Here is a 23,026-nt window from a genome sequence, read left to right on the forward strand (position 1 = left end):
GGATGGCAAATAATTTATTACTGGAAATCGGATTGGAAGAAATGCCGGCTCATGTAGTGACACCTAGCCGTATACAGCTGGAAGAAAAAATAGTAAAGTTTTTAGATGAGCATAACCTTGGGTATGAATCTGTACAGACTTTTTCAACTCCGAGACGTTTGGCGGTTCATGTAACAGGTATTCCTGAAAAACAAGAGGATACACAGGAAGAAGTAAAAGGACCTGCCAGAAAGATTGCACAGGATGAGTCCGGGAACTGGTCAAAAGCAGCGGAAGGATTCGTTCGTGGTCAGGGCATGTCAACAGATGCAATTACGTTTCGTGAAGTGAATGGAGTGGAATATGTCTATGTGACAAAGTATGTTCATGGCAAGGAATCTAAAGAAGTTTTGAAGGACCTTAAAGAGGTCATTTTGAGTCTGACTTTCCCGGTAACTATGCACTGGGCGGATTATGATTTTGAATATATTCGTCCTATTCACTGGGTAGTGGCATTGCTGGATGAGGAAGTCATTCCGTTTTCCATTTTAGATGTTGAAACGGGAAGAGTTTCAAGAGGTCATCGTTTTCTTGGTGATGATACAGCTTTGTCTCATGCGGATGAGTATGAAGAAAAGCTTCTGGAACAGTTTGTTATTGCAGATCCTGTGAAAAGACAGGAAATGATTGTAGCACAAGCAGAAAAACTGACAGAAAAAAATCAGTGGGTTTTGACTATGGATGCTGATTTGCTGGAAGAAGTGAACAATCTGGTGGAATATCCTACAGCTTTCGTTGGGGATTTTGATGAAAAATATTTATCCGTTCCTGACGAAGTTCTGGTGACTTCCATGAAAGAGCATCAGCGCTATTTTGAGATTCGAAATGACCGCGGAATGCTGCTTCCGCATTTCATTGCTGTCAGAAACGGAAATAATGTCCACCTTGAAAATGTGATAAGAGGGAACGAAAAAGTCCTGGTTGCAAGATTGGAAGATGCGGAATTCTTTTATAATGAAGACAAAAGATTGTCTATTGACGGTTGCGTGAATAAACTGAAGCATGTGACGTTCCACGAAAAAATAGGATCAATTTATGAGAAAATGCAGCGTGTATCAGTGATTGCCGGCATCATTGGAAAAAATGTCGGACTTTCTGAAACTGAATTGGATGATTTAAACCGTGCTTCTCAAATTTATAAATTTGATTTGGTAACAAATATGGTCGGTGAGTTCCCTGAGCTTCAAGGAATTATGGGTGAAAAGTATGCCTTGCTGAAAGGAGAAAAAGCAGAAGTTGCTCATGCAATTCGTGAACATTATATGCCGACATCAAGTGAGGGAGAACTTCCAGAATCTTCTGTCGGTGCTGTTCTGGCCATTGCAGATAAACTGGATAGTGTTCTGACATTCTTCGCAGCAGGAATGATACCAAGCGGGTCAAACGATCCTTATGCGTTACGCAGACAAACCTATGGAATTGTCCGAATTGTTGAAAATAGAAACTGGCAATTTCCGTTGATTGAGCTGCAGAAAGAAATTGATGAGACGATTAATACTGATATGACGAGATTTGGTATTCAGCTGGCGAGCGGTCAGAATGAAGTGATTGATTTTGTCAAAGCTCGTTTACGTCAGCTGTTGTTAACCAAAGATATTCGGCATGATATTATTGATGCAGTTATTTCTTCGGAACAAAGAGATCTGATGAAGCTGTTCGCTTCTGCCATGATTATTAGAGAGCATCTGGCTGATTCGGATTTTCGTCCTTCAATGGAAGCTCTAACACGTGTTTTGAATCTAGTCAGAAAAGGTCAGGAGCTTCTTGTACAAGAAAGCATAACAGTGGATGAGCAGCTTTTTGAGAATGAATCAGAAAAAGCATTGCATAAAGCAGTAAATAAAGTAGAAGAAGACTTCGCGACAAATACAATGGTCGAAAACTATCTGGCATTGGTCAGCTTAAAACCCATGATTGAAAATTACTTTGATCATACTATGGTTATGGTTGAAGATGATTGTGTGAGAACAAACAGACTGGCAGAATTGAATCGTATTGCCAAAATGGTTCTGTCACTGGCAAGTTTGGATTTGCTGAATGTAAAATAACAAGTGAACACATACAGCCGGATTGTGAATTCATCCGGCTGTTTTCTATGTTTAAATTTATCAGCAACAGGTAAAGGAAGTGATTTATTTGGGGCTAAGAAAATATAACTTGGCCGCAGATAAAAAGTTTTTGGTTTGTTTGGCAGAACGATTATCGGGTGTTGAACTTCCTGCAAAGGTTGACTGTATTGAATTCGAAGAAAATGGCTTAAAGAGGCTCAGACTAAATGAAATGAAAACAGTAAAGACAGCTGTCGGTACTTATCGTTGAGGAACGGGTGATCGGCTTCATTGAGCTGTTGGAAGAAATAGATTGGATTACTGGAAACAAATAGGGAGATATTTCCTATATCTGTATTGTAGAGGAGATGGAAGGTCGGTGTTTTGGAAAAGAGATGATGGATCAGGCCGAGTAATGGGAAAAAGAGCAGGGATATCAGAGAATCTCGTTAAAATGTTTCTTCAGTGACCCATCATGCTGTCAGCTTTTATGAGACTTTAGGATATAGCGCGGAATCTGTCAAAATGAGGAAAGAGTTTTAGATCAAATTATCCAACTGTGAGGTTGACTATTTTTTTGAGCTGAAAGGATGTATCGTCTGTAAAGGAGTATCAATAGGCATTAAATCAATGGTTTCTAAGAGGATAATTTTTATATAAAAAAACAATTTTCATTTTTTGAAACTTTTTTTAAATAGGGGTTGAAAATGATTTTTAATGGCCTTATCCTTTAGTTGAAGGCGCCTTCGAACAAAGGAGGAAATCATATGAATCAGAAGAAAATAACGGAATTGGAACAGGTTATTAGACAGGGGTACCAAAATACGGCTGGAATAATAGTCTTGAAAAACGGACAAATACTTTATGAAACTTATTTTAATGATTGTACAGAAGAAAACCCGATCCATGTTTTTTCAGTGACGAAAAGTATCCTTTCCATTCTTATCGGGATTGCTTTGGATAGAGGAGAAATTGAGTGTGTTGACCAAAACATATTGGCGTTTTTGCCGAATTATGTTGTAAAAAAGGATAAAACATCTATTCAAAGGGTTAAAATTAGAGAATTATTGACAATGACTGCTCCATTTAATTATCAGGAAGAACCCTATATTGACTATTTTATGAGCAGCAATTATTCAGAGTTTGCACTGGATTTGTTGGGTAAAAGTGAGTCAGGTGGAACATTCAGGTATACACCACTCGTAGGGCCGGATATTTTGTCAGGAATACTCGTAAATGCTGCTGGAAAGTCAGTCCTTGATTACGCAAAGGAATATTTGTTTTCACCACTGGGAATCACAGTTGAAAAGAATCTGATCTTTCAAAATCAAGAGGAACAAATGGCTTTTTATGCATCAAGAACGATCAGCGGCTGGGTCTCAGATGCGGCGGGTATAAATACTGCTGGCTGGGGCTTAACGTTGACTCTGCAGGATCTTGCGAAGATTGGACAGCTCTATTTAAATGAAGGGAAATGGGGAAATAAGCAAATCGTTTCTTCCCGCTGGGTTGAAGAGAGTACTCAGAAACACAGCTATTGGAAAGAAGCCGGCTTATCTTATGGCTATCTCTGGTGGGTATTGTCAGATTCAGTATTTGCAGCAATGGGAGATGGAGGGGATATCCTTTATGTTGATACAAAAGAAAAAACAGTGATTGCCCTGACGGGACTGTTTGAGCAGAAGACTGGAGACCGAATTGAGCTGATAGAAAAATATGTGAAGCCGATGATCGAATAAGAAGCTAGTTTTATTCAGCAGCAAATTTCCAGAAGAAATCAATGACTGATCTAGAAGCTAAAACACCCTTGCCTGATACATTCAGACAAGGGTGTACCTGTTTATTTGCGCTGCTGTTTTCCAGCATTTCTTCCGCCTTTGGAAGGATATTGCGGCTGTTTTTTTGAAGATGAAACATTTTGAGACTCAGTTGGTGTTACATCTTTTATAGGTGTTACTACCTGTTTGGGTGGATTCTTTTTCAACTCTTCTGCCAATTGTGCTTTAATTTTTGGCTTCAAAAGAATGTTGGTTATGAATGTCTGAATACAACTGAAAATCCCGCCGATTACCCAGTAAAGAGCTACTCCTGCTGGTGACTGGAAAGACATGAAAACAATCATTAGCGGAGAGACAATCAGCATTGATTTCATTGTTTTCTTTTGTTCTTCAGGAATGCCAATTGTAGAAATATAGCCTTGAATTAAATAAGCGATACCTGCCATAATAACAAATACGATGCTCGGCTGCCCAAGGTTAATACCAAAGAAGTCTGCCTCGCTGATTCCTTCTGTATATCTTGCGGCAAAGAAAAGTGCAGAGAAGATCGGCATTTGAATCAGCAATGGAAGACAGCCGATACCACCCATCATGCTGACATTGTTTTGTTTATAAACCTGCTGCAGCTCCAATTGAGCAGCAGCTTGTTCTTCTCTTGTTGCTGCCTGCTTTAATTTTGCTTGTGCTGCATCAACTTGAGGTTTGATTACCTGCATTTTTTCAGTTTGGACCATACTTTTACGTGACTGGTATAAGCCAAGGGGAAGTATGATGATTCTCGCAATAACAGTAATAAAAATAATTGCCCAACCATAGTTCCAGTTAAAGTTTTGAACCAAATAAGTAATGAGACTGCTCATCGGCTGAACTAAAAAATTATAGACAAATCCTTCTCCGGTAGGTTGACCGTCACTTCCGGTTTTTACACATCCGGAAAGAAAAACAACTAGAGCTGCCAAGCCGGAACTGTATAACCACTTATTATATTTTTTCATAAAATTCTTCCTTCGTCTAAAATTTGCACAAATTTAACTATACTTGAAAAAAAAGTTTTTTTCAATAATAATTCTTGAGCATAAGTGAATTTTAGTGAAACATTTAACTGGTCATATTCTTTCTCGCTTAATCGAACGGGGTACTGCTTTTGTTGTCCCATTTTTATCATCCTTTTTACTCTTATTATGCACAGGTAATTAATCTTAGTATGAAGATACTAGTTAGTTACTTTAAATGAGGTATAGTCGTTAATCAGAGGATCATCCTGAATATCTACGTAAGTTACCCGCCCTGAAGGGGAAGGTGAGTCCTTGACCTGTTGAATAAATGTTTCCATTGCTTCTAAAGATCCCACTGCTTCAATTGAAACCGATCCATCGTCTTCATTCCTCACTGTTCCAGTAATTCCCAATTGATCTGCAGCTATCTTAGTCATAAATCGAAAACCTACACCTTGAACTCTTCCCTGGACATTCATTCGAACTTTTCTCATCACTGTCACATCCTGTTTTATTCATTTTCTTAATGATAACGATTTTTTGAATCTATATCAAGTTTCAATAAATATTAAAAAAAATGGTATAATACTTTCGAGGTGGAAGTATGAAAGAAATTATGTCAAATAAAAATGAATTGATAAAAAAGATCAGAAAACTTTATAAGAAAAAGGGCCGGGAAGAAGCCCGCCGATATGTGATTGAAGGATTTCACTTAGTTGAAGAAGCTGTTCGTTTTTCAGCACCTGTTGAATGGATTCTTTTTGATGAGAGAGGACGCAAAGAATGGGGAGAATGGCTAAGTCAGTACGATGATGAAAAACTGATTTTTGTTAGTCAGGATGTTATGAAAAGTTTGTCTGAGCTGCCGACTCCCCAGGGAATTATCGGCGTTGTAGCAATTCCGGATGAGGTCGAAGTAAATGAGCTTCAAGGTCATTGGCTTGCACTGGATAATGTGCAGGACCCGGGAAATGTGGGCACGATGATTCGTACGGCCGATGCGGCAGGATACGCAGGGGTGATTATTGGTGAGGGGACAGCAGATATTTACAACAGTAAAGTTTTACGGGCTATGCAGGGCAGTCATTTCCATTTACCTGTTCTTAGAAAGAAAATTGAAATGGTGATTGACAGCTTTAAATCCAAAAATATTCCTGTTTTTGGTACCAAGCTAGATGAAAAAGCAGTCCATTACACCTCTGTTGCGCCGAAACAGAATTCTTGTCTGATTATGGGAAATGAAGGGCAGGGTGTGAGTCCTGAGTTATTAGATCAAACCGATCAAAATATTTATATACCGATTCGCGGGGAAGCGGAATCCTTAAATGTAGCAGTGGCAGCAGGAATTTTGATGTATCATTTGTCAAATGGATTATATCGGTAAAGAAATGAAACAGCGGAGATAGCCGAGTAAATAAAGTTTTGTTAAAAAAACAGCGGAGCAGCCAAAAAGAAGAGAGGTAAAAAAATTACCGATTTCTCTATGCAGCAAAGTTTTTCTGCTAATAAAATGAGCAGTATCTATATGCTGCCATCTTCTGCTTAAACAAGGTTGTTTCTTAATATAATGAATTAAGACGCACTCAATAGAGGGAATGAGGTGAGAATCCTCAGTCAGCAGCTCCTTTCTACATGTAATAAGAAGACGAAATCAGACCCTCTGTTAATAAATGAAAAAACACTTGTGTCAGGGAAAAAGTGTTTGCCTGTTAAAAGCTGAAGCAAACCTATTGTGTACTTCAGCCTTTTTCATCTAATATAAACAAAGATGACCTTAGTTAGGAAGCGGTTGAGTACTATAGAGGAATCCAAATTGTCAACATGCTTCAAATCGATATAAGAATTTTCTGTAGTATATAAAATTTTTATATCAGGTATGATTTATCCCGCGGAAATAAAAATCAGCTACATTGAGTTGTCACTTTCCAAATTATTTTGGGTGTCCAAGTAAAGCTGGAGAATTTCTGTCAGATATTCTTTAGAATAGACTAGTAAGTATCAATTCTCTAAAGTAGCTTACTTGAAAGTCAGCTTTTGGGAACGAAATATGATAGTACGTATACGACAATATGAAGGTTGCGGCAAGCTGCCTTCTTTAAACAGATTTTACCCATTTCTATGTTTTGAAACTAGTTGCCGTCAGATTTCTAGACATAATTGGTAAAGAAATTAAAATAAAAAGAATATCGTATAGGAGAGGGGATAAATGAAACAGATTTTAGCAGGCAGTATAGTTATAGCTGGTCTGTTGATGATTAGTGGTTGTTCTGGTAATTCAGGTATGACAGCTGACAGCACAACAGAAGATACTCGACAGTTCAGTTCCGGCAAGGTTGAGGAGAATCAGATAACTGCGTTGATTTCATTGGTAAAAGACGGGGAAGAGGTTGCAGGGAGAGAGGTTTCTTTTAAGGAAGGCAGCGATTTGATGATGGTTCTAAAGGCCAATTATGAGGTGGCAGAAGACAGCGGAATGATTCAGGCAATTGACGGCATTGAACAAAATGCAGATGAGGGCTGCTACTGGACTTATACAATTAATGAGGAGATGGTTAATACAGGTGCAAATGAAACGATCTTGAAAGACGGGGATAAGGTAGTGTTTACCTATGCAAAATTCTAAAAAGAATTCGACTATTTTTTCTGTTAGAGAAATTGCTTATCTTGGTTTGATGGCAGCGGCGGCTACTGTTGGACGCATACTGCTTCAAGTTATACCCAATGTACAGCCGATGACTGCAATTTTTTTAATCCTTACACTACAACTAGGGGCAAGCAGAGGGGTAGTGGTGTGTTTACTATCAGTACTGGTGACCAATCTATATATGGGGATGGGTGTTTGGACGATCGCTCAATTAGCCAGCTATGTATGTATTATTTGCCTAGTTGGTATACTGCGGCAGTTTCACTGGTATCGGCAGCATTTGATCATTCAAATTGTTGTCAGTGTATTAGCAGGATTTATCTATGGTTTTATCATTTCTGTAATTAGTGTTCAAATATATGGAGTCACCAGTTTTTGGGTCTATTATCTTCAAGGACTAACGTTTGATATGCTGCATGCAGCTGGAAATGGCGGATTTCATTGGATTTTAGCACCATTATTTGGAAAGCTTTTTAAAAAATTAGAAAATAATGAAGATAGAGAGAACTAGCAGCAAGTACAATCACTCTAATGATAGGATTTATGTTTGAGTTAGTGAGAAACAAAAAGATCGGACGATCAAGAATTTTTGCAGTGTCAAAGGAAATTGGGAATCAGCAGCTGTTTTACAAGGCTGGTTATAGCTGATGTATCTTCTATAAAAACGGTAAAGATTTTCTGGCAGGCCATGTTCCTAGTTGAATACTGATAATTTCAACTTGCTTTTGCTGTAATCAGTTTTGTAACTGCTGTCTTCAACGTATAATTACCAGCTTCAATTCCTTTAGCTATGCTGTTCAATTCAAAAAAACAATAGCTTCTAATTGTTTCATTTAACATTCATCCTTTTAATGTAAGTTGACAAAATATTACTGTTTCTCAGCTATTTTTTAATACAAAATATATGAAGAGAAAGGACAGAAATAAATGACTCGAAATAAGTGGAAAAAGCTGATGAAATTTGTTTGCAAATTCAAAAATCGTATTGTATAATACTAGAGGTGCGTTTACGAGAGTAAATTCACAAAAAATCCACATCTCTATCCATCTGCGAAGCGGTGCTGATTTATTCAGTTCTTCAAAGAGCATAAAGATAGAGAGAGGGAGAAAAAAACCAAATTGGAGGAAACAAAACATGGCAGTAATTTCTATGAAACAATTGCTGGAAGCCGGCGTACACTTTGGACACCAAACTCGTCGCTGGAACCCAAAAATGAAGAAGTATATCTTCACAGAAAGAAATGGTATCTACATCATTGATTTGCAAAAGACAGTGAAATTGGTAGATGTAGCTTATGACTACATGAAAAACGTTGCAGAAGAAGGCGGCGTGGCTTTGTTTGTAGGTACTAAGAAACAAGCACAGGAAGCAATCAAAGATGAAGCAATCCGTGCTGGACAATTTTATGTAAATCACCGTTGGTTAGGTGGAACATTAACAAACTGGGATACTATTCAAAAACGTATCAAACGTTTGAAAGACATCAATAAAATGGAAGAAGATGGAACATTCGATGTTCTTCCTAAAAAAGAAGTTGTTGGTTTAAACAAACAACGTGAACGTCTTGAAAAATTCTTAGGCGGTATCGCTGATATGCCTAGAATTCCAGATGTAATGTACATTGTTGATCCTCGTAAAGAACGTATTGCGGTTCAGGAAGCACAAAAATTGAACATTCCAATCGTTGCGATGGTTGATACAAACTGCGATCCTGATGAGATCGATGTAGTAATTCCATCAAACGACGATGCAATTCGTGCAGTTAAATTGATTACAGCTAAAATGGCTGATGCTTTCATCGAAGGAAACCAAGGTGAAGATCAGGCAGTTGAAGAGCTGTTCGTTGAAGAAACACCTGAAGAAGCAACATCAATCGAAGAAATTGTTGAAGTTGTAGAAGGTGCCGGCGAAGACGCTGCAGAATAACACGAGCATAAATAATAGATGACGGAGCTGTCTCAAGGGCTGGGCGATAGGCCTGATTCTCCTTTGAGATAGCTTTTTTAAAAACAATTTTGACAACTATTTGAGGAGGATATAAGAAAATGGCAGATATTTCAGCTAAGATGGTAAAAGAATTACGTGACATGACAGGTGTCGGTATGATGGATGCTAAGAGAGCATTAGTGGAAGTTGAAGGCGATATGGATAAAGCTGTTGACTACCTGCGTGAAAAAGGCATGGCTAAAGCCGGCAAGAAAAATGACCGTATTGCAGCAGAAGGTTTGGCTAATGTAGCAGTTAATGGAAATTTCGCAGCAATCGTTGAAGTGAATTCAGAAACTGACTTCGTGTCTAAAAATGAAATGTTCCAAGATTTAGTTAAAAGCATTGCAAAAGAAGTGGCTGAAAATAAACCAGCTTCTATGGAAGAAGCATTGGCAATTAAAACGGATAAAGGAACTTTGGAAACTGAACTGATTGAAGCTCAAACAGTTATCGGAGAAAAAATCAGCTTCCGTCGTTTTGAAATTGTTGAAAAAGCAGACAATGCTGCTTTTGGTGCTTACCTGCATATGGGCGGTCGTATTGCTGTGCTATCTGTTGTTGACGGAACTACTGACGAAGAAGTGGCGAAAGACATCGCAATGCATGTTGCAGCAATTAACCCTCGTTATGTTGACGAGTCTCAAATTCCTCAAGAAGAATTGGATCATGAAAAAACAGTCTTGACTGAACAAGCGTTGAATGAAGGCAAACCAGCAAATATCGTAGATAAAATGGTTATTGGCCGCCTGAACAAATTTAAAGCAGAAATTTCTTTAGTGGATCAGCCATTTGTTAAAGATCCTGATATGACTGTTAAAAACTATGTCTCTTCTAAAGGCGGAACAGTGAACTCATTTGTACGTTTTGAAGTGGGCGAAGGCATCGAAAAACGTGAAGACAACTTTGCTGACGAAGTAATGAGTCAAATGAAAAAATAATTTTGAATGAAGGAAGGCGCAGAAACAGTAACTTGGAAATTCTACCGGATTTTCGTAAGCTGCTCATTTCTGTTCCTACCTAACGGGAACGCAGCTTGCTGCGCTCCTTTTTTTTAAGCAATATAGAAGAATTAACTGAAAGAATGCCTGTCTTATGATAGAATGACTTTAGAGAAATGTTGGAGGGAAAAGACAAGATGGTAAAACCTAAATATCAGCGTGTAGTATTGAAACTGAGTGGTGAAGCATTAGCAGGAAACGATGGTTTTGGAATTAAACCTCCTGTTATTAAAGAAATTGTGCAGGAAATCAAAGAGGTTCATGAACTTGGTATTGAAATGGCTATAGTCGTTGGCGGCGGGAATATCTGGAGAGGTCAAATCGGTGCCCAAATGGGGATGGAAAGAGCTCAGGCTGACTACATGGGAATGTTGGCAACTGTAATGAACGCACTGGCATTGCAAGATACTTTAGAAAATTTAGGTGTACCAACACGGGTCCAATCGTCTATTGAAATGAGACAAATTGCAGAACCATACATTCGCAGAAGAGCAGAACGTCATCTTGAAAAGGGACGTGTAGTCATTTTTGCCGGAGGTACAGGAAATCCGTATTTTTCAACAGATACAACTGCTGCATTACGAGCGGCCGAAATTGATGCGGATGTTATTTTAATGGCTAAAAATAATGTTGATGGTGTATACTCTGCTGATCCGAAAGTAGATGCCAGCGCAGTCAAATATGAAGAGCTGACACATTTAGATGTTATCTCCAAGGGACTGCAGGTGATGGATTCAACCGCAAGCTCATTGAGTATGGATAATGATATTCCGCTGCTTGTCTTTAATCTAAACGAACCAGGAAATATCCGTCGGGCATGTCTTGGTGAAAATATTGGAACAACTGTAAGGGGGAAATAATAATGTCTCAAAAAGTATTGGAAACAGCAAAACAAAAAATGAAAAAAGCAGCACAAAGTCTGGAGCGTGAATTAGGTCAGATTCGTGCAGGAAGAGCAAATGCCAGCTTGCTGGATCGTGTGACAGTAGAATATTATGGAACGATGACTCCGGTTAACCAATTGGCATCTATCACTATTCCAGAAGCACGTGTTCTGATGATTACTCCATTTGATAAAAATTCAATTGGAGACATCGAAAAAGCAATCCAGGTAAGTGATATTGGAATCAGCCCAACTAATGACGGAAATGTCATTCGTCTGGTTATTCCTCAGCTGACTGAAGAGCGTCGGAAAGAATTGGCTAAAGATGTTAAGAAGGAAGCTGAAAATGCGAAAGTTGCAGTTAGAAATGTTCGCCGTGATGCAATGGATGAATTGAAGAAACTGAACAAAAGCGGAGACATTACTGAAGATGAACTAAGAGGTCTTGAAAAAGATGTTCAAAAACTGACAGATGATGGCGTGAAAGATATTGATGCCATTACTGCGGAAAAAGAAAAAGAATTATTGGAAGTATAATACAAGAACTGCAGTCACAACACCTTTGGTTGGGAAATATTTCCCTGTCAGAGGTGTTTTTTCTATTTCTTCATTAGCAGTTGGAAAGGACAATTCAAAATTGAGTTTTTATAGAGTTGAAAGAATGAAGCGGAGCAAATTTTCTTCAAAAAGTCAGATAATTGTCAGAAAGAATCAGTTATCCTCTTGGTAAGAAGCAATAATTTAAGTTTTTTATTCTATCAATATCTTAAGAAAAATGGAAATAAATAGAGATTTAAAGGATAAATACTTTTTTTTATAAAAAGTTATTTGGAAATTGGCGCAAGGGATGTTTGATTTATCTTTCTTTTAAGTCAGAAAAAGATTGTAACTCCCTCTATATTATGGAATAATGAGGAATGAGTAAAGAAATTATAGTTAAGGAGCTGAGGATGTGAATTTTGTCAAAAGGGCGTTATACAGCGTTGCCAGAAGAAAAGGAAAATCCATTCTTTTGTTCGCAGTGATTTTTATTTTGGGAAACGTTATAGCAGGAGCGATTGCCATTCAGCAGTCAACACAGAATGTTGAAAAAAATATCAAAAAAGAGTTAGGCGGACTGGCAAGTATTGAAATAGATTATGAGAACAATCAAGATGCTTTTATGTCAGAAGATTTCAAGATGGAATTTTTGTCAGAGGATCTTATTAAGCAGGTGGGTGAATCGCCGTATGTGAAATATTATGATTATAATATCACCAGCTGGATAGAAACAAAGACACTGAAAGCAGCAACAATGGAAGATTTTAGTAATGATGAATCGTACATTACCTCACAGGGCTTCAATATAAAAGGCTCGAATCTGCCGGGAATTTTAGATGCTGAAGAAAAAATAATTAATGTAACCGAAGGGAAAACCTTTACTCAGGAGGATATCACTAAAGGGAATAATGTTGCTGTTATTTCATCCAAGGTTGCTGAAAAGAACGGACTTTCAGTGGGTGATCAGATGATCATTGACCAGATAGGGACTCAGTACACCAAAGAGGGTACAATGAATGAGGTGTTTAAAATAGATATTCCGGTAGAAATTATTGGAATATTTGAGCCGACAACGGTTGAGCTGGAAGAAAATAAAGGAAATGACGGCTCCACAGCTGCTGCAAGTGACAGTGAGAATCAGTACCTGTCAATGGAAAAAATGAACACGATGTACATGCCGAACAAAACGGTCCTTGAAATGAATAAAACGTATACAGAAAAATATATTGAAAAAGTTCCAGAGGAAGCAGAGTTTCTGACAACGAATGAAGATGAGTATTATTACACACCTGTTTATGTTATGAATAATGCAGATGAAGTGGAAGCTTTTAAAGAAGAGACACAGCCATTGCTGCCTGAACTTTACACAGTGAGAGCGTCAACGGATCAGTACGACCAAATTGCAGGCAGTATGGGCAGCCTTTCTAAAATCTCCGGCTATGTCGTGACAATAGCCGTTGCAGCTGCTCTGCTGATTATTTCATTAGTCGTTCTACTGTTTATGCGGGATAGAAAACATGAACTGGGCATTTACCTTTCTCTTGGGGACAAAAGAGGTCATGTAATGGGACAGATTATTATTGAAATGGTCATAATAAGCGGTATCGCTCTGATTTTGTCATTACTTACAGGTAATTTCCTGGGGAAAGTTGTTTCGGATGCATTATTGAACAGTGATATGCTGAGTACAGCGGACACAATGATGGATGGCATGGTCTATTATGGAGGGGACTCTTTGGGGACGACGAATTTGACAAATACAGATGTCATGAACTCTTATAAAGTAGAGTTTTCTCTGGGATATATCGTTACCTATCTGGTTGTTGGAATGACAACAACATTGCTCTCCGCTGTTATTCCTCTATTGTACATTCTTCGGCTTGATCCTAAAAAAATTATGATGTAGGAGGGGAAAAAAATTGGCAATACTGGAAACGAAAAAAATGGATTACTATTATCAGGATGGCGATAAGCGCCGCTTTATCCTAAAGGATACAAATGCGGCTTTTGAAAAAGGAACCTTCTACACTATATTAGGGCAGTCCGGTTCCGGCAAGACCACCTTTCTATCATTAATCAGTGCATTGGATACACCTAAGTCGGGACAAATCCTCTTTAAAAATAAGGACATTAAGACGATAGGATATGATAAATACCGCAGAGATGCAATCAGTATTATTTTTCAAAGCTATAATCTGGTACCTTATTTAACCGCAGTGGAAAATGTACTGGTTGCAATGTCAATCACCGATAATAAGCTGCCGGAAAATCAAAAAGAAGTAGCCTATAATCTTCTTGATTACATTGGGATTACCAAAGGCAAAGCAGATCGTCTTGTTAATCAGCTTTCAGGTGGAGAACAGCAGCGTGTAGCAATTGCCAGAGCACTGTCAACAAATGTTGATATTATTTTAGCAGACGAACCGACAGGAAATCTGGATGAGGAAATGGAGCAGGAAATTGTCAACATCTTTAAAAGACTGGCGAAGCAGCACAATAAATGCGTGATTGTTGTTACACACTCAAATGAAATTGCCAGTCAGTCTGACAAGACCTATTATTTGAAAAAAGGTGTGTTGAAGCAATATGAGTGATTTTCTAGCAAACTTCGAAAATAAAAATTATGAGAAGACACGTCAGGATAAGCTTTATGAAAAGAAGAAGGACAGCCAAAGAAAGAATAGTCAAAAAGGTCAGGAATCAGAGCAGAAACAAACAGGAAAAGCTGTAAAGGAAAATGATTTGCGTTCAGCAGAATCTTCATTAAAAAAAACGTCAGAGCCTATAAAAAATGTTCAGACAGAGCCGATAGGAGAGCTTTCTGTAGAAGAATTGCTGAGGCAAAAGAAGCAGCAGAGGTATGAGCGGCAGGCAGCTCGTGAAGCAGCAGAGGTACAGCTGCTTCAGGGAGTAAATGAGCAGCAGGCTCAAAATACTGCTTCTAAAGCAGCTGTGAAACAGATACAGGAGCCTGTCCAGCAATCACTGGAGTATGAAAATGAAACAGCAGCTCCGGGAGAAGAGCTGACAGAGACAGACCCTGGTTATCGCAGAAAAAAGATTATTAAGTATATTGTTTTGGCAATAGGGACAGCGGCGGCAATTGGAATTGGAATTTTTGCCTACTATCAATATACCCATGTAACCGTTCCTGATTTTGTTGGAAAGGAATTGTCAGAGGCGAGAGCTTGGACAACAGAAAACGGTGTGACACTTAAAATTGAACAGATTTATGATTTTGACAAACCAACAAATCAAATTATTTCTCAGAATGTTCAAAATAAAAAAATTAAAAAGGGCAGTGAATTACTCATTGATGCCAGCTTAGGACCTGATCCAGAAGAAGTCATTGCGCTGCCGGAATTTAAAGATATGTCTAAAGAAGCTGCGAATGAATGGATTGCAGCCAACAAAGCAGACAGTCTCAGTCTCATTGAAGAATACAATGAGACAAAACCAGCCGGCGAGTTTATTAAGCTTGAAATTGGAGCAAAAGATATCACCGTGGAAACGTATCGCAGAAAAGACAAAGCAAATATTTACTTTTCAAAAGGGGCAGAGCCGCTGGAAAAGACAATTGAAGTGACTGATTTCGTTGGTAAAACGAAGGAGGAAGCAGAAGAGTGGTCGAAGAAAAATGAGCTGGCAATTGAAATTTCCGAAAGCGATTCTGATACAGTCGAAACTGGAAAAGTGATTTCTCAAGAGGCGGCAAAAGGAACGAAGCTGGCTAAAAAGGATAAATTCCCAGTTGTCATTTCGACTGGAAAGGCTTATGTTGTTCCAGACTTTTCTCAAATGTCCATGACTGATGCTGAAAGCAATGAGTCAGTTTCAGTTAGACAGATTTATCACGATACGGTACCTTATGGAGGATTTGTCAGTCAGTCTGTTGAAGCAGGACAAACATTTAAAGAAGCTGAGAAACCGGGAATAGAACTGGTTTATTCAATTGGAAAGCCATTTATAAGAGACCTGAAAGATTCGACACTTGAAGGGGACCTGCAAAAGATTTTCTACGAGGAATATCAGTCTAAAGGTGCGAACGTAACTTTCCAAGTGTATTATGTTGACTCTGAGGTAACGAAAGGAACAGTTGTACAGATGAGCCAGTATAATGAATTTGTGTCAACAAATGCCGTTATTCGGATTAGCATCAGCCGAGGAAATATTGTTCGTACAGAGGAAGATCCAGCTTCTGTTGATAATTAAACGAAAATTTTTATGAAAAAAGCGCAGGAAAGATGAAATGATCCTGCGTTTTTTTAGACTATAAAAAAACAAACAAAGTTTTATAAGGTCGTAGAATTTAGGAGTAAATGCCTTGGAATGAATATTTTGCTGGGAGATCCTTTTCATTTTATTAACAAAACAGAAAAATTTGATCTTTGCATAGGTTTTTCTGAAAGTTATTGCTATAATAGTCTAGATAGATTTTTAAAATTGGAGGGAAAAAGAAATATGTTTCGTTTTTTTCCGCAGAAAGATAAGTATATACAGAAAGAATCTGAATATATATTTGATAAAAACGGCAGTATACCTAAACATGTGGCAATTATCATGGACGGTAATGGAAGATGGGCGCAAAACAGAAGACTTCCTCGCATAGCCGGACATAAAGAAGGGATGAATACAGTCAAAAAAATTACAAAGCATGCGAGTTATTTGGGAGTGAAAGTCCTGACCCTGTATGCATTTTCTACAGAGAACTGGAAAAGACCTTCTGAAGAAGTGAACTTCCTAATGCAGCTGCCAGTGGACTTTTTTGATACATTTGTACCTGAGCTGATTGAGGAGAATGTCCGAGTTGAAGTGATGGGCTATAAAGAATTTCTGCCTGCCCATACACAGGATGCAGTAAAGCGGGCAATTGAACAGACAAAAGATAATACAGGAATGGTGCTCAATTTTGCTTTAAACTATGGCTCACGGGCAGAAATAGTAACGGCGGTTCAGCAAATTGCCAAAGAGGCGGCAGATGGCAAAATCACTCCTCAGGATATTGATGAAACAGTAATTTCCAAGCATTTAATGACAAACATATTGGACAAAGATCTACGAGATCCGGAGCTGCTGATCCGAACAAGCGGAGAAGAACGTATCAGTAATTTCCTGTTATGGCAGATTGCATACAGTGAGTTCTTTTTTACCGATGCGCTTTGGCCTGACTTCAATGATTTTTTATTAGAATCTGCAATTGCTTCATTTCAGAATAGAAATCGCCGCTTTGGCGGTTTGACGCAGAATAAGGAGGAAAATAAATGAGACAACGGGTCATTACAGCTGTTGCGGCACTGGTATTGTTTATTCCAATTATTGTATATGGCGGTATTGCTATAGAGCTTACAGCTGCAGCTTTAGCAGTTGTTGGTGTCTATGAATTATTTAGAATGAAGGGTCTTGATCTGCTGAGCTTCGAGGGAATACTTTCAGCATTAGCTGCGATTGTATTGGTTTTACCGAAAGATCGCTGGTTCTTCTTTTTACCTGAAAAAACAGATAATTTTATTTTATTTTATTTAATGGTTATGATCTTATTGGGCGCGCTGGTTGCTTCAAAAAATACATACAGTATTTCGCAGGCAGGTTTTCCGGTAATTGCCAGCTTGTATCTTGGTGTAGGATTTCAAAATTTTGTAGCTGCAAGAGAGACAGGTTTAGTGGTTTTACTTTATGCACTTTTCGTTGTTTGGGCAACAGACATAGGCGCATATATGGCAGGAAGAAAATTTGGGAATAGAAAACTTTTGCCTTCTGTTTCTCCGAATAAAACAATTGAGGGATCAATCGGCGGTATTTTGTCGGCAGTGGCAGTTGGCGGTGTTTATATCGCACTTGTTCCGGGGAAAGAAGCTTTTACCTACAGCTTGCCTGTCATGCTGGTACTAACAGTCATTTTTTCTATTGTCGGACAGTTTGGAGATCTTGTAGAATCATCAATTAAGAGACATTACGATGTGAAGGATTCCGGGAAAATACTTCCGGGACACGGCGGCATTTTGGATCGATTTGATAGTTTGTTGTTTGTTTTTCCTGTTATGCATCTATTTGGTTTGTTTTAAGAATAAGGGAAGGGAAGGTATAAAAACTCTGACCATTCAGAGTTTTTCTTTATTACCATGAAAAAAATTTCATTATTAGGAGCTACAGGTTCTATAGGAGCAAGTACAATTGAGGTAGTCAACGCTTATTCTGAGCGATTTCAAATTATTTCATTAACCTTTCATTCCAATATTGATAAAGGCCGTCAGTTGATTGAACAGCTGCAGCCTGTGTATGTAGGTGTCGGTACAGTTGAAATGAAAGAGCAGCTTGAAAAAGAATATCCTGCAGTACATTTCGGTATCGGTGAAGCAGGAATGATTGAAGCAGCAGAACTTCCAGAAGTAGATGTTGTTCTAACTGCAGTTTCCGGAAGTATTGGTCTTCGCCCTACACTGGCTGCGATCGAAGCAGGAAAAGATATTGCCTTAGCAAATAAAGAAACATTGGTGATGGCTGGTGAATGGGTCATGGCAGCCGCAGTAAGAAAAGGCGTGTCTATCCTTCCTGTTGACAGTGAGCATTCAGCAATTTTTCAATGTCTGGAAGGAAATCAGCCCTGTAATAATGTAAAAGAAATTGTTATTACAGCATCAGGCGGAAGTTTTCGCGAATTATCCAGAGAAGAGTTAAAAGAAGTTACATTGGAACAGGCACTGAATCATCCTAATTGGGCAATGGGAGAAAAAATAACAATTGATTCTTCCACAATGGTGAACAAAGGGCTTGAGGTCATTGAAGCGCATTGGTTATTTAATATGACTTATGATAAAATAAAAGTTGTTTTACATAGAGAAAGTACAGTCCATTCAATGATTGTATTTCGGGACGGCGCTTATCTGGCTCAGCTCGGTCCGAGTGATATGAGAGAACCGATTCAGTATGCATTGACTTATCCGGAGCGGCTGCCGATGAAAAATGAAAAGCCATTTGATTTGGCAGCAATGGGGGCATTACATTTTGCACCAATGGATTATGAACGCTTCCCCATGCTGAAATTGGCGTATAAAGTTGGAAAACTGGGCGGAGGCTATCCTACAGTGTATAATGCAGCGAATGAGGTAGCGGTGGCAGCTTTTATTTCAGGGAAGATTTCTTATCTTCAAATTGAAGCGTTTATTATCAAAGCGGTGGATAATCATATAGAACAACAGATAATAACTTTAGATGATGTAATCAAAATTGATAAAGAAACACGAAACAATGTAGAAAGATGGATAGAGGAAGAAGGAAATTTATGAAAACAATTATTACATTTATTCTTGTCTTTGGGATTCTAGTCATTGTGCACGAATTCGGACATTTCTTTTTTGCAAAGCGGGCAGGTATTTTAGTTCGTGAATTTGCAATTGGAATGGGACCCAAGATTTTTTCTCATCAGGGAAAAGACGGAACAACGTATACGTTGCGTATTTTACCTGTAGGCGGCTATGTTCGAATGGCTGGAGCTGAAGAAGATGATCTGGAGCTTAAACCCGGGATGATGCTCTCCCTGGTGGTTAATGAAGAGAACAAAGTTGTCAAAATCAATACCAGTAAAAAAGTTCAGCTGCCAAACAGTATTCCAATTGAATTGCTGGAGTACGATTTGGAAAAGGAGCTGTTTATCAAAGGGTATGAAAATGGTGATGAGTCGCAGGAAGTGGTTTACACTGTGGATCACGATGCAAACATCATTGAGCCGAATGGGGTGGAAATTCGAATCGCACCGGAAGATGTCCAGTTTCAGTCTGCAAAGCTAAGCCAAAGAATGCTGACTAATTTTGCCGGACCAATGAATAATTTCCTGTTGGCGATTGTACTTTTTACCATTTGGGTATTCATGAATGGCGGAGTGACTGTTACGGATACGAATCGTTTAGGTGAAGTACTTCCGGATGGTGTTGCTTCTGAGGCTGGTTTAAAAGAAAATGATGAGGTCCTGTCTATTGATGGAGAAAAAATAGCAGACTGGCAAAGCTTGATAACTATTGTTCAGGAAAATCCTGAAAAGCCTCTTGAATTTGAAGTAAAGAGAGGGAATGAAACTCAGACAATTATGGTAACTCCTGAGGAGGACAGCTCAGGGGCAGGGAAAATTGGTATTGCAGTTCCGAAGAAAGACAGCTTGGGAGATAAATTGTTGGGCGGACTGACTGAAACAATCAACAATTCAACAACGATTTTCCAAACACTGGGTTCAATGTTTACAAACTTTAACATTAATAAACTGGGTGGACCGGTTATGATGTTCCAGCTTTCCTCTGAAGCGTCCAAATCTGGTGTTGATACAGTGATTTGGCTGATGGCAATGCTTTCAGTGAATCTCGGTATCGTAAATCTGTTGCCGATTCCTGCTTTAGATGGCGGTAAGCTTGTACTGAATATTTTTGAGGGTGTCAGAGGCAAACCGCTTAGTCAGGAAAAAGAGATGATTCTGACACTGATCGGTGTAGGTTTTATCATGCTGTTGATGATTTTAGTCACTTGGAATGATATTCAACGGTTCTTTTTCTAAAAAAAAGAACAATTTACTGTGAATTGGATTTGTGGGGAAATTTGTTGGTTTCGCAAAAGAAAAGAGCTCTGGAACAGCCATTCTGGTGTCAGGCTCTTTAATATATAAGTTGAATAAATTTAGTAGTTAAGCGTAACAGGCTGCTGACTGATTGATAATGGATATTTCACTGAAAGTAGTTTTTTCGTGTCGAATCTATTGGAAAATAGTGCAGTGAGCGGTTTTGCTTGTCTGACAAAGGAGAGTTTTTAATGAAACAGTCAAAGATGTTAATTCCTACTTTACGTGAGGTGCCAAATGATGCGGAGGTTCTAAGCCATCAGATTTTATTGCGTGCTGGCTATATTCGTCAGGTTTCTGCCGGACTTTATTCGTATCTGCCGCTGGCAAATCGTGTGTTGGAAAAGCTGAAAAAGATTATGAGGGAAGAGTTTGAAAAAATTGATGCAGTGGAAATGCTGATGCCTGCACTGCTTCCGGCCGAGCTTTGGAAAGAGTCGGGAAGATATGAAACTTACGGACCTAATCTGTATCGGCTTAAAGATCGGAATGACAGGGACTATATTTTAGGTCCGACACATGAAGAAACATTTACTGAACTGATTAGAAATGAAGTAAATTCATATAAAAAATTACCTTTAAATTTATATCAGATACAGCCAAAATACCGTGATGAAAAAAGACCTCGTTTTGGTCTGCTTCGCGGAAGAGAATTTATTATGAAGGATGGCTACTCTTTCCATTCCAGTTATGATAGTCTTGATGAAACATACAAAGACTATGAAAAGGCATACTCTGCAATTTTTGAACGTTGCGGTCTGGATTTCCGTGCAATTATCGGAGACGGTGGTGCTATGGGAGGAAAAGATTCAAAAGAATTTATGGCTATTTCAGATATTGGTGAAGATACAATTTGTTATTCTACAGAAGGTGATTATGCTGCAAACCTTGAAATGGCAACAAGTCTTTACACACCAAAAAAATCTCATGAGAGTCAGCAGGTTCTTAAAAAAGAGGCGACACCAAAGGTTGGAACTATTCAGGAAGTTGCAGAATTTTTTGATATTGAACCTCAAAAAATCATCAAATCACTTTTATTTATTGCTGATGGCGAGCCGGTCATGGTTCTGGTTCGGGGTGATCATGAAGTAAATGATGTAAAACTGAAAAACTTTCTGGGTGTGGATTTCATGGATGAAGCAACTGAGGAAGAGGTTGAAAAATATATTGGTGCAGCGTTCGGATCAATTGGTCCTGTTGGGCTGTCAGAGGAAGTCAAACTGTTTGCGGATCTGTGTATTCAGGACTTGGGCAATGCAGTAGCCGGCGCCAACGAAACTGGTTACCATTATAAAAATGTCAATCCTGAAAGAGATTTTAATCCAATTAAGTATATCGATTTACGGTTTGTTCAGGAAGGAGACCCTTCACCTGACGGAAACGGAGTACTGGCCTTTACCAAAGGAATTGAAATTGGTCATATCTTTAAGCTGGGAACTCGTTACAGCGAATCGATGAATGCTAATGTATTGGACGAAAACGGCAGAGAGATCCCAGTTATTATGGGCTGTTATGGAATTGGCGTCAGCCGTCTGCTTTCAGCAATTGTTGAACAAAATGCGAATGAAGAAGGAATCAACTGGCCGAAAGGAATTGCTCCATTTGATTTACATGTTGTTCAAATGAACATTAAAGATGAGTACCAGAGCAAGCTGGCTCAAGAAGTAGATGAAATGATGAATCAGGCCGGCTATGAAGTATTGCTTGATGATCGAAATGAACGTGCCGGAGTTAAGTTCGCTGATGCAGATTTAATTGGGTGTCCGATCAGAATTACAGTTGGTAAAAAAGCAGTAGACGGTGTAGTGGAAGTGAAAATTAAGAAAACCGGCGAGATGCTGGAAGTTCGTAAAGAAGAACTGGAAAACACATTGTCAATTTTATTGAATACCGATCAATGAAATAACTGAAGAATATAGACTTGAAGAGGTCGCAACAAAGCCGTTTATTCGGGTTTAAGGGTTCTGGACATATTAATGTCACAGAGCCTTTTCTTTTTTCTTAATTTGAAATTCAGTAAGTTCCACTACTTTTATTTAAAAAGTGATAAGAAAATAAAAGTTTTTGAAGATCCCCAGCAGCAATGATTCTAAATGGCAGAGCAGATACTTTAAGAGCTGAAGGAGAAGAACAGGTCTGTTATTTAAGGGATCGGGAGCTGATATGACACAAATCCAATTTCAGGGAATGATTCATGATTTTGTTGGGGTGAATTCAATAGACCAAAGTAATACAACCCGTGCAGGGATGGCTGTGTCGGCTCACTGGATTAACAAACAAAATAAATTATAAAAAAGCAGCTCTGCATAAAAAAATAGGAATTTTATGTAGAAAAGCCCCTAGACAGACTACATGCTCCTGCACCTTCTCCGAACAGCCGAAGTTTCAATAAGGAATGTATTTATACTCATTGACCAAACAGCTAAACCACCTATTAAACGATCTTGGATCAAGTGAAAGAATCTTCTATTTTCACTGGCAGCTGTCCATGCACTTTTGAATTTACCCCAAA

General features: G+C 38.6%; 22 protein-coding genes. 19 read left to right on the top strand and 3 right to left on the bottom strand.

The features are described from left to right. Positions 1–2: 2 nt before the first annotated feature. The 3 genes from glyS to LI951_RS00365 all read left to right on the top strand — a co-directional run bounded on the left by glyS (position 3) and on the right by LI951_RS00365 (position 3,826). Positions 3–2,087, top strand: coding sequence for a glycine--tRNA ligase subunit beta (gene glyS / locus LI951_RS00355; RefSeq protein ID WP_229440917.1), 2,085 nt, complete (start codon positions 3–5; stop codon positions 2,085–2,087). 88 nt (positions 2,088–2,175) lie between these two features. Then, positions 2,176–2,358: a hypothetical protein gene (locus LI951_RS00360; protein WP_229440918.1), complete on the top strand. Its 183-nt coding sequence runs from the start codon at positions 2,176–2,178 to the stop codon at positions 2,356–2,358. 496 nt (positions 2,359–2,854) lie between these two features. Then, a complete protein-coding gene (locus LI951_RS00365; RefSeq protein ID WP_229440919.1) occupies positions 2,855–3,826 on the top strand; it encodes a serine hydrolase domain-containing protein in 972 nt (323 codons plus the stop codon). Positions 3,827–3,927: 101 nt separating this feature from the next. Here the strand turns inward: LI951_RS00365 and yidC are convergent, their stop codons facing one another. Genes yidC through LI951_RS00380 form a run of 3 tightly spaced genes read right to left on the bottom strand, consistent with a single transcriptional unit; the run spans position 3,928 to position 5,354 of the window. Next, the gene (yidC, locus tag LI951_RS00370) at positions 3,928–4,860 is read right to left on the bottom strand and encodes a membrane protein insertase YidC (RefSeq protein WP_202065822.1); all 933 of its coding nucleotides are present in this window, start codon (positions 4,858–4,860) and stop codon (positions 3,928–3,930) included. Further along, on the bottom strand, positions 4,857–5,021 hold the full coding sequence (locus LI951_RS00375) for a hypothetical protein (protein ID WP_202065824.1): 165 nt from the start codon (positions 5,019–5,021) through the stop codon (positions 4,857–4,859). Before LI951_RS00375 ends, yidC begins: the two co-directional genes overlap by 4 nt. A 57-nt stretch (positions 5,022–5,078) precedes the next feature. Further along, positions 5,079–5,354, bottom strand: coding sequence for an acylphosphatase (locus LI951_RS00380; protein ID WP_202065826.1), 276 nt, complete (start codon positions 5,352–5,354; stop codon positions 5,079–5,081). A gap of 110 nt (positions 5,355–5,464) precedes the next feature. Here LI951_RS00380 and LI951_RS00385 point away from each other — a divergent pair, with 110 nt between their 5' ends. The 16 genes from LI951_RS00385 (at position 5,465) to LI951_RS15020 (ending at position 22,806) form a co-directional block, all read left to right on the top strand. Further along, positions 5,465–6,244, top strand: a complete 780-nt coding sequence (locus LI951_RS00385; protein WP_229440920.1) for a TrmH family RNA methyltransferase — start codon at positions 5,465–5,467, stop codon at positions 6,242–6,244. Between the two features lie 822 nt (positions 6,245–7,066). Further along, the gene (locus LI951_RS00390; protein ID WP_202065837.1) at positions 7,067–7,483 is read left to right on the top strand and encodes a DUF4430 domain-containing protein; all 417 of its coding nucleotides are present in this window, start codon (positions 7,067–7,069) and stop codon (positions 7,481–7,483) included. Continuing rightward, complete coding sequence (locus LI951_RS00395; RefSeq protein WP_229440921.1) at positions 7,470–8,015, top strand: ECF transporter S component; 546 nt, start codon at positions 7,470–7,472, stop codon at positions 8,013–8,015. The genes LI951_RS00390 and LI951_RS00395 overlap by 14 nt, the downstream gene beginning before the upstream one ends. Positions 8,016–8,639: 624 nt before the next feature. Continuing rightward, positions 8,640–9,431 (top strand): 30S ribosomal protein S2, encoded by a 792-nt coding sequence (rpsB, locus tag LI951_RS00400; protein ID WP_202065854.1) that lies wholly within the window; start codon positions 8,640–8,642, stop codon positions 9,429–9,431. A 119-nt stretch (positions 9,432–9,550) separates the two neighbouring features. Continuing rightward, positions 9,551–10,432 carry a translation elongation factor Ts gene (tsf, locus tag LI951_RS00405; protein ID WP_229440922.1) on the top strand — a complete coding sequence of 294 codons (882 nt, stop codon included), beginning with the start codon at positions 9,551–9,553 and terminating at the stop codon, positions 10,430–10,432. A gap of 197 nt (positions 10,433–10,629) precedes the next feature. Then, positions 10,630–11,352, top strand: a complete 723-nt coding sequence (gene pyrH / locus LI951_RS00410) for a UMP kinase (protein WP_202065867.1) — start codon at positions 10,630–10,632, stop codon at positions 11,350–11,352. 2 nt (positions 11,353–11,354) lie between these two features. Further along, positions 11,355–11,912, top strand: coding sequence for a ribosome recycling factor (gene frr / locus LI951_RS00415; protein ID WP_202065870.1), 558 nt, complete (start codon positions 11,355–11,357; stop codon positions 11,910–11,912). A 415-nt stretch (positions 11,913–12,327) separates the two neighbouring features. Further along, the gene (locus LI951_RS00420; protein ID WP_229440923.1) at positions 12,328–13,821 is read left to right on the top strand and encodes an ABC transporter permease; all 1,494 of its coding nucleotides are present in this window, start codon (positions 12,328–12,330) and stop codon (positions 13,819–13,821) included. 13 nt (positions 13,822–13,834) lie between these two features. Beyond that, positions 13,835–14,509 (top strand): ABC transporter ATP-binding protein, encoded by a 675-nt coding sequence (locus LI951_RS00425; RefSeq protein ID WP_202065881.1) that lies wholly within the window; start codon positions 13,835–13,837, stop codon positions 14,507–14,509. Then, positions 14,502–16,127 (top strand): PASTA domain-containing protein, encoded by a 1,626-nt coding sequence (locus tag LI951_RS00430; protein WP_229440924.1) that lies wholly within the window; start codon positions 14,502–14,504, stop codon positions 16,125–16,127. Before LI951_RS00425 ends, LI951_RS00430 begins: the two co-directional genes overlap by 8 nt. Positions 16,128–16,376: 249 nt before the next feature. After that, positions 16,377–17,180 (top strand): isoprenyl transferase, encoded by an 804-nt coding sequence (locus tag LI951_RS00435; RefSeq protein ID WP_229440925.1) that lies wholly within the window; start codon positions 16,377–16,379, stop codon positions 17,178–17,180. Then, complete coding sequence (locus LI951_RS00440) at positions 17,177–17,977, top strand: phosphatidate cytidylyltransferase (RefSeq protein WP_202065895.1); 801 nt, start codon at positions 17,177–17,179, stop codon at positions 17,975–17,977. Before LI951_RS00435 ends, LI951_RS00440 begins: the two co-directional genes overlap by 4 nt. Positions 17,978–18,034: 57 nt before the next feature. Then, positions 18,035–19,198, top strand: coding sequence for a 1-deoxy-D-xylulose-5-phosphate reductoisomerase (locus LI951_RS00445; RefSeq protein WP_229440926.1), 1,164 nt, complete (start codon positions 18,035–18,037; stop codon positions 19,196–19,198). Continuing rightward, positions 19,195–20,454: an RIP metalloprotease RseP gene (gene rseP / locus LI951_RS00450; protein ID WP_202065908.1), complete on the top strand. Its 1,260-nt coding sequence runs from the start codon at positions 19,195–19,197 to the stop codon at positions 20,452–20,454. Before LI951_RS00445 ends, rseP begins: the two co-directional genes overlap by 4 nt. A gap of 251 nt (positions 20,455–20,705) precedes the next feature. Further along, positions 20,706–22,415 (top strand): proline--tRNA ligase, encoded by a 1,710-nt coding sequence (locus LI951_RS00455; protein ID WP_229440927.1) that lies wholly within the window; start codon positions 20,706–20,708, stop codon positions 22,413–22,415. A 262-nt stretch (positions 22,416–22,677) separates the two neighbouring features. After that, positions 22,678–22,806 (top strand): hypothetical protein, encoded by a 129-nt coding sequence (locus LI951_RS15020; protein ID WP_267491498.1) that lies wholly within the window; start codon positions 22,678–22,680, stop codon positions 22,804–22,806. Positions 22,807–23,026 lie beyond the last annotated feature (220 nt).

This window comes from Enterococcus sp. BWT-B8, assembly GCF_020567625.1.
GTDB lineage: Bacteria > Bacillota > Bacilli > Lactobacillales > Enterococcaceae > Enterococcus_L.

Coding starts and splice junctions, on each gene's coding strand:
- glyS (WP_229440917.1), top strand. CDS start 3: ATGGCAAATAATTTATTACTGGAAATCGGATTGGAAGAAATGCCGGCT.
- LI951_RS00365 (WP_229440919.1), top strand. CDS start 2,855: ATGAATCAGAAGAAAATAACGGAATTGGAACAGGTTATTAGACAGGGG.
- yidC (WP_202065822.1), bottom strand. CDS start 4,860: ATGAAAAAATATAATAAGTGGTTATACAGTTCCGGCTTGGCAGCTCTA.
- LI951_RS00375 (WP_202065824.1), bottom strand. CDS start 5,021: ATGGGACAACAAAAGCAGTACCCCGTTCGATTAAGCGAGAAAGAATAT.
- LI951_RS00380 (WP_202065826.1), bottom strand. CDS start 5,354: ATGAGAAAAGTTCGAATGAATGTCCAGGGAAGAGTTCAAGGTGTAGGT.
- LI951_RS00385 (WP_229440920.1), top strand. CDS start 5,465: ATGAAAGAAATTATGTCAAATAAAAATGAATTGATAAAAAAGATCAGA.
- LI951_RS00390 (WP_202065837.1), top strand. CDS start 7,067: ATGAAACAGATTTTAGCAGGCAGTATAGTTATAGCTGGTCTGTTGATG.
- LI951_RS00395 (WP_229440921.1), top strand. CDS start 7,470: ATGCAAAATTCTAAAAAGAATTCGACTATTTTTTCTGTTAGAGAAATT.
- rpsB (WP_202065854.1), top strand. CDS start 8,640: ATGGCAGTAATTTCTATGAAACAATTGCTGGAAGCCGGCGTACACTTT.
- tsf (WP_229440922.1), top strand. CDS start 9,551: ATGGCAGATATTTCAGCTAAGATGGTAAAAGAATTACGTGACATGACA.
- pyrH (WP_202065867.1), top strand. CDS start 10,630: ATGGTAAAACCTAAATATCAGCGTGTAGTATTGAAACTGAGTGGTGAA.
- frr (WP_202065870.1), top strand. CDS start 11,355: ATGTCTCAAAAAGTATTGGAAACAGCAAAACAAAAAATGAAAAAAGCA.
- LI951_RS00430 (WP_229440924.1), top strand. CDS start 14,502: ATGAGTGATTTTCTAGCAAACTTCGAAAATAAAAATTATGAGAAGACA.
- LI951_RS00435 (WP_229440925.1), top strand. CDS start 16,377: ATGTTTCGTTTTTTTCCGCAGAAAGATAAGTATATACAGAAAGAATCT.
- LI951_RS00440 (WP_202065895.1), top strand. CDS start 17,177: ATGAGACAACGGGTCATTACAGCTGTTGCGGCACTGGTATTGTTTATT.
- LI951_RS00445 (WP_229440926.1), top strand. CDS start 18,035: ATGAAAAAAATTTCATTATTAGGAGCTACAGGTTCTATAGGAGCAAGT.
- rseP (WP_202065908.1), top strand. CDS start 19,195: ATGAAAACAATTATTACATTTATTCTTGTCTTTGGGATTCTAGTCATT.
- LI951_RS00455 (WP_229440927.1), top strand. CDS start 20,706: ATGAAACAGTCAAAGATGTTAATTCCTACTTTACGTGAGGTGCCAAAT.
- LI951_RS15020 (WP_267491498.1), top strand. CDS start 22,678: ATGACACAAATCCAATTTCAGGGAATGATTCATGATTTTGTTGGGGTG.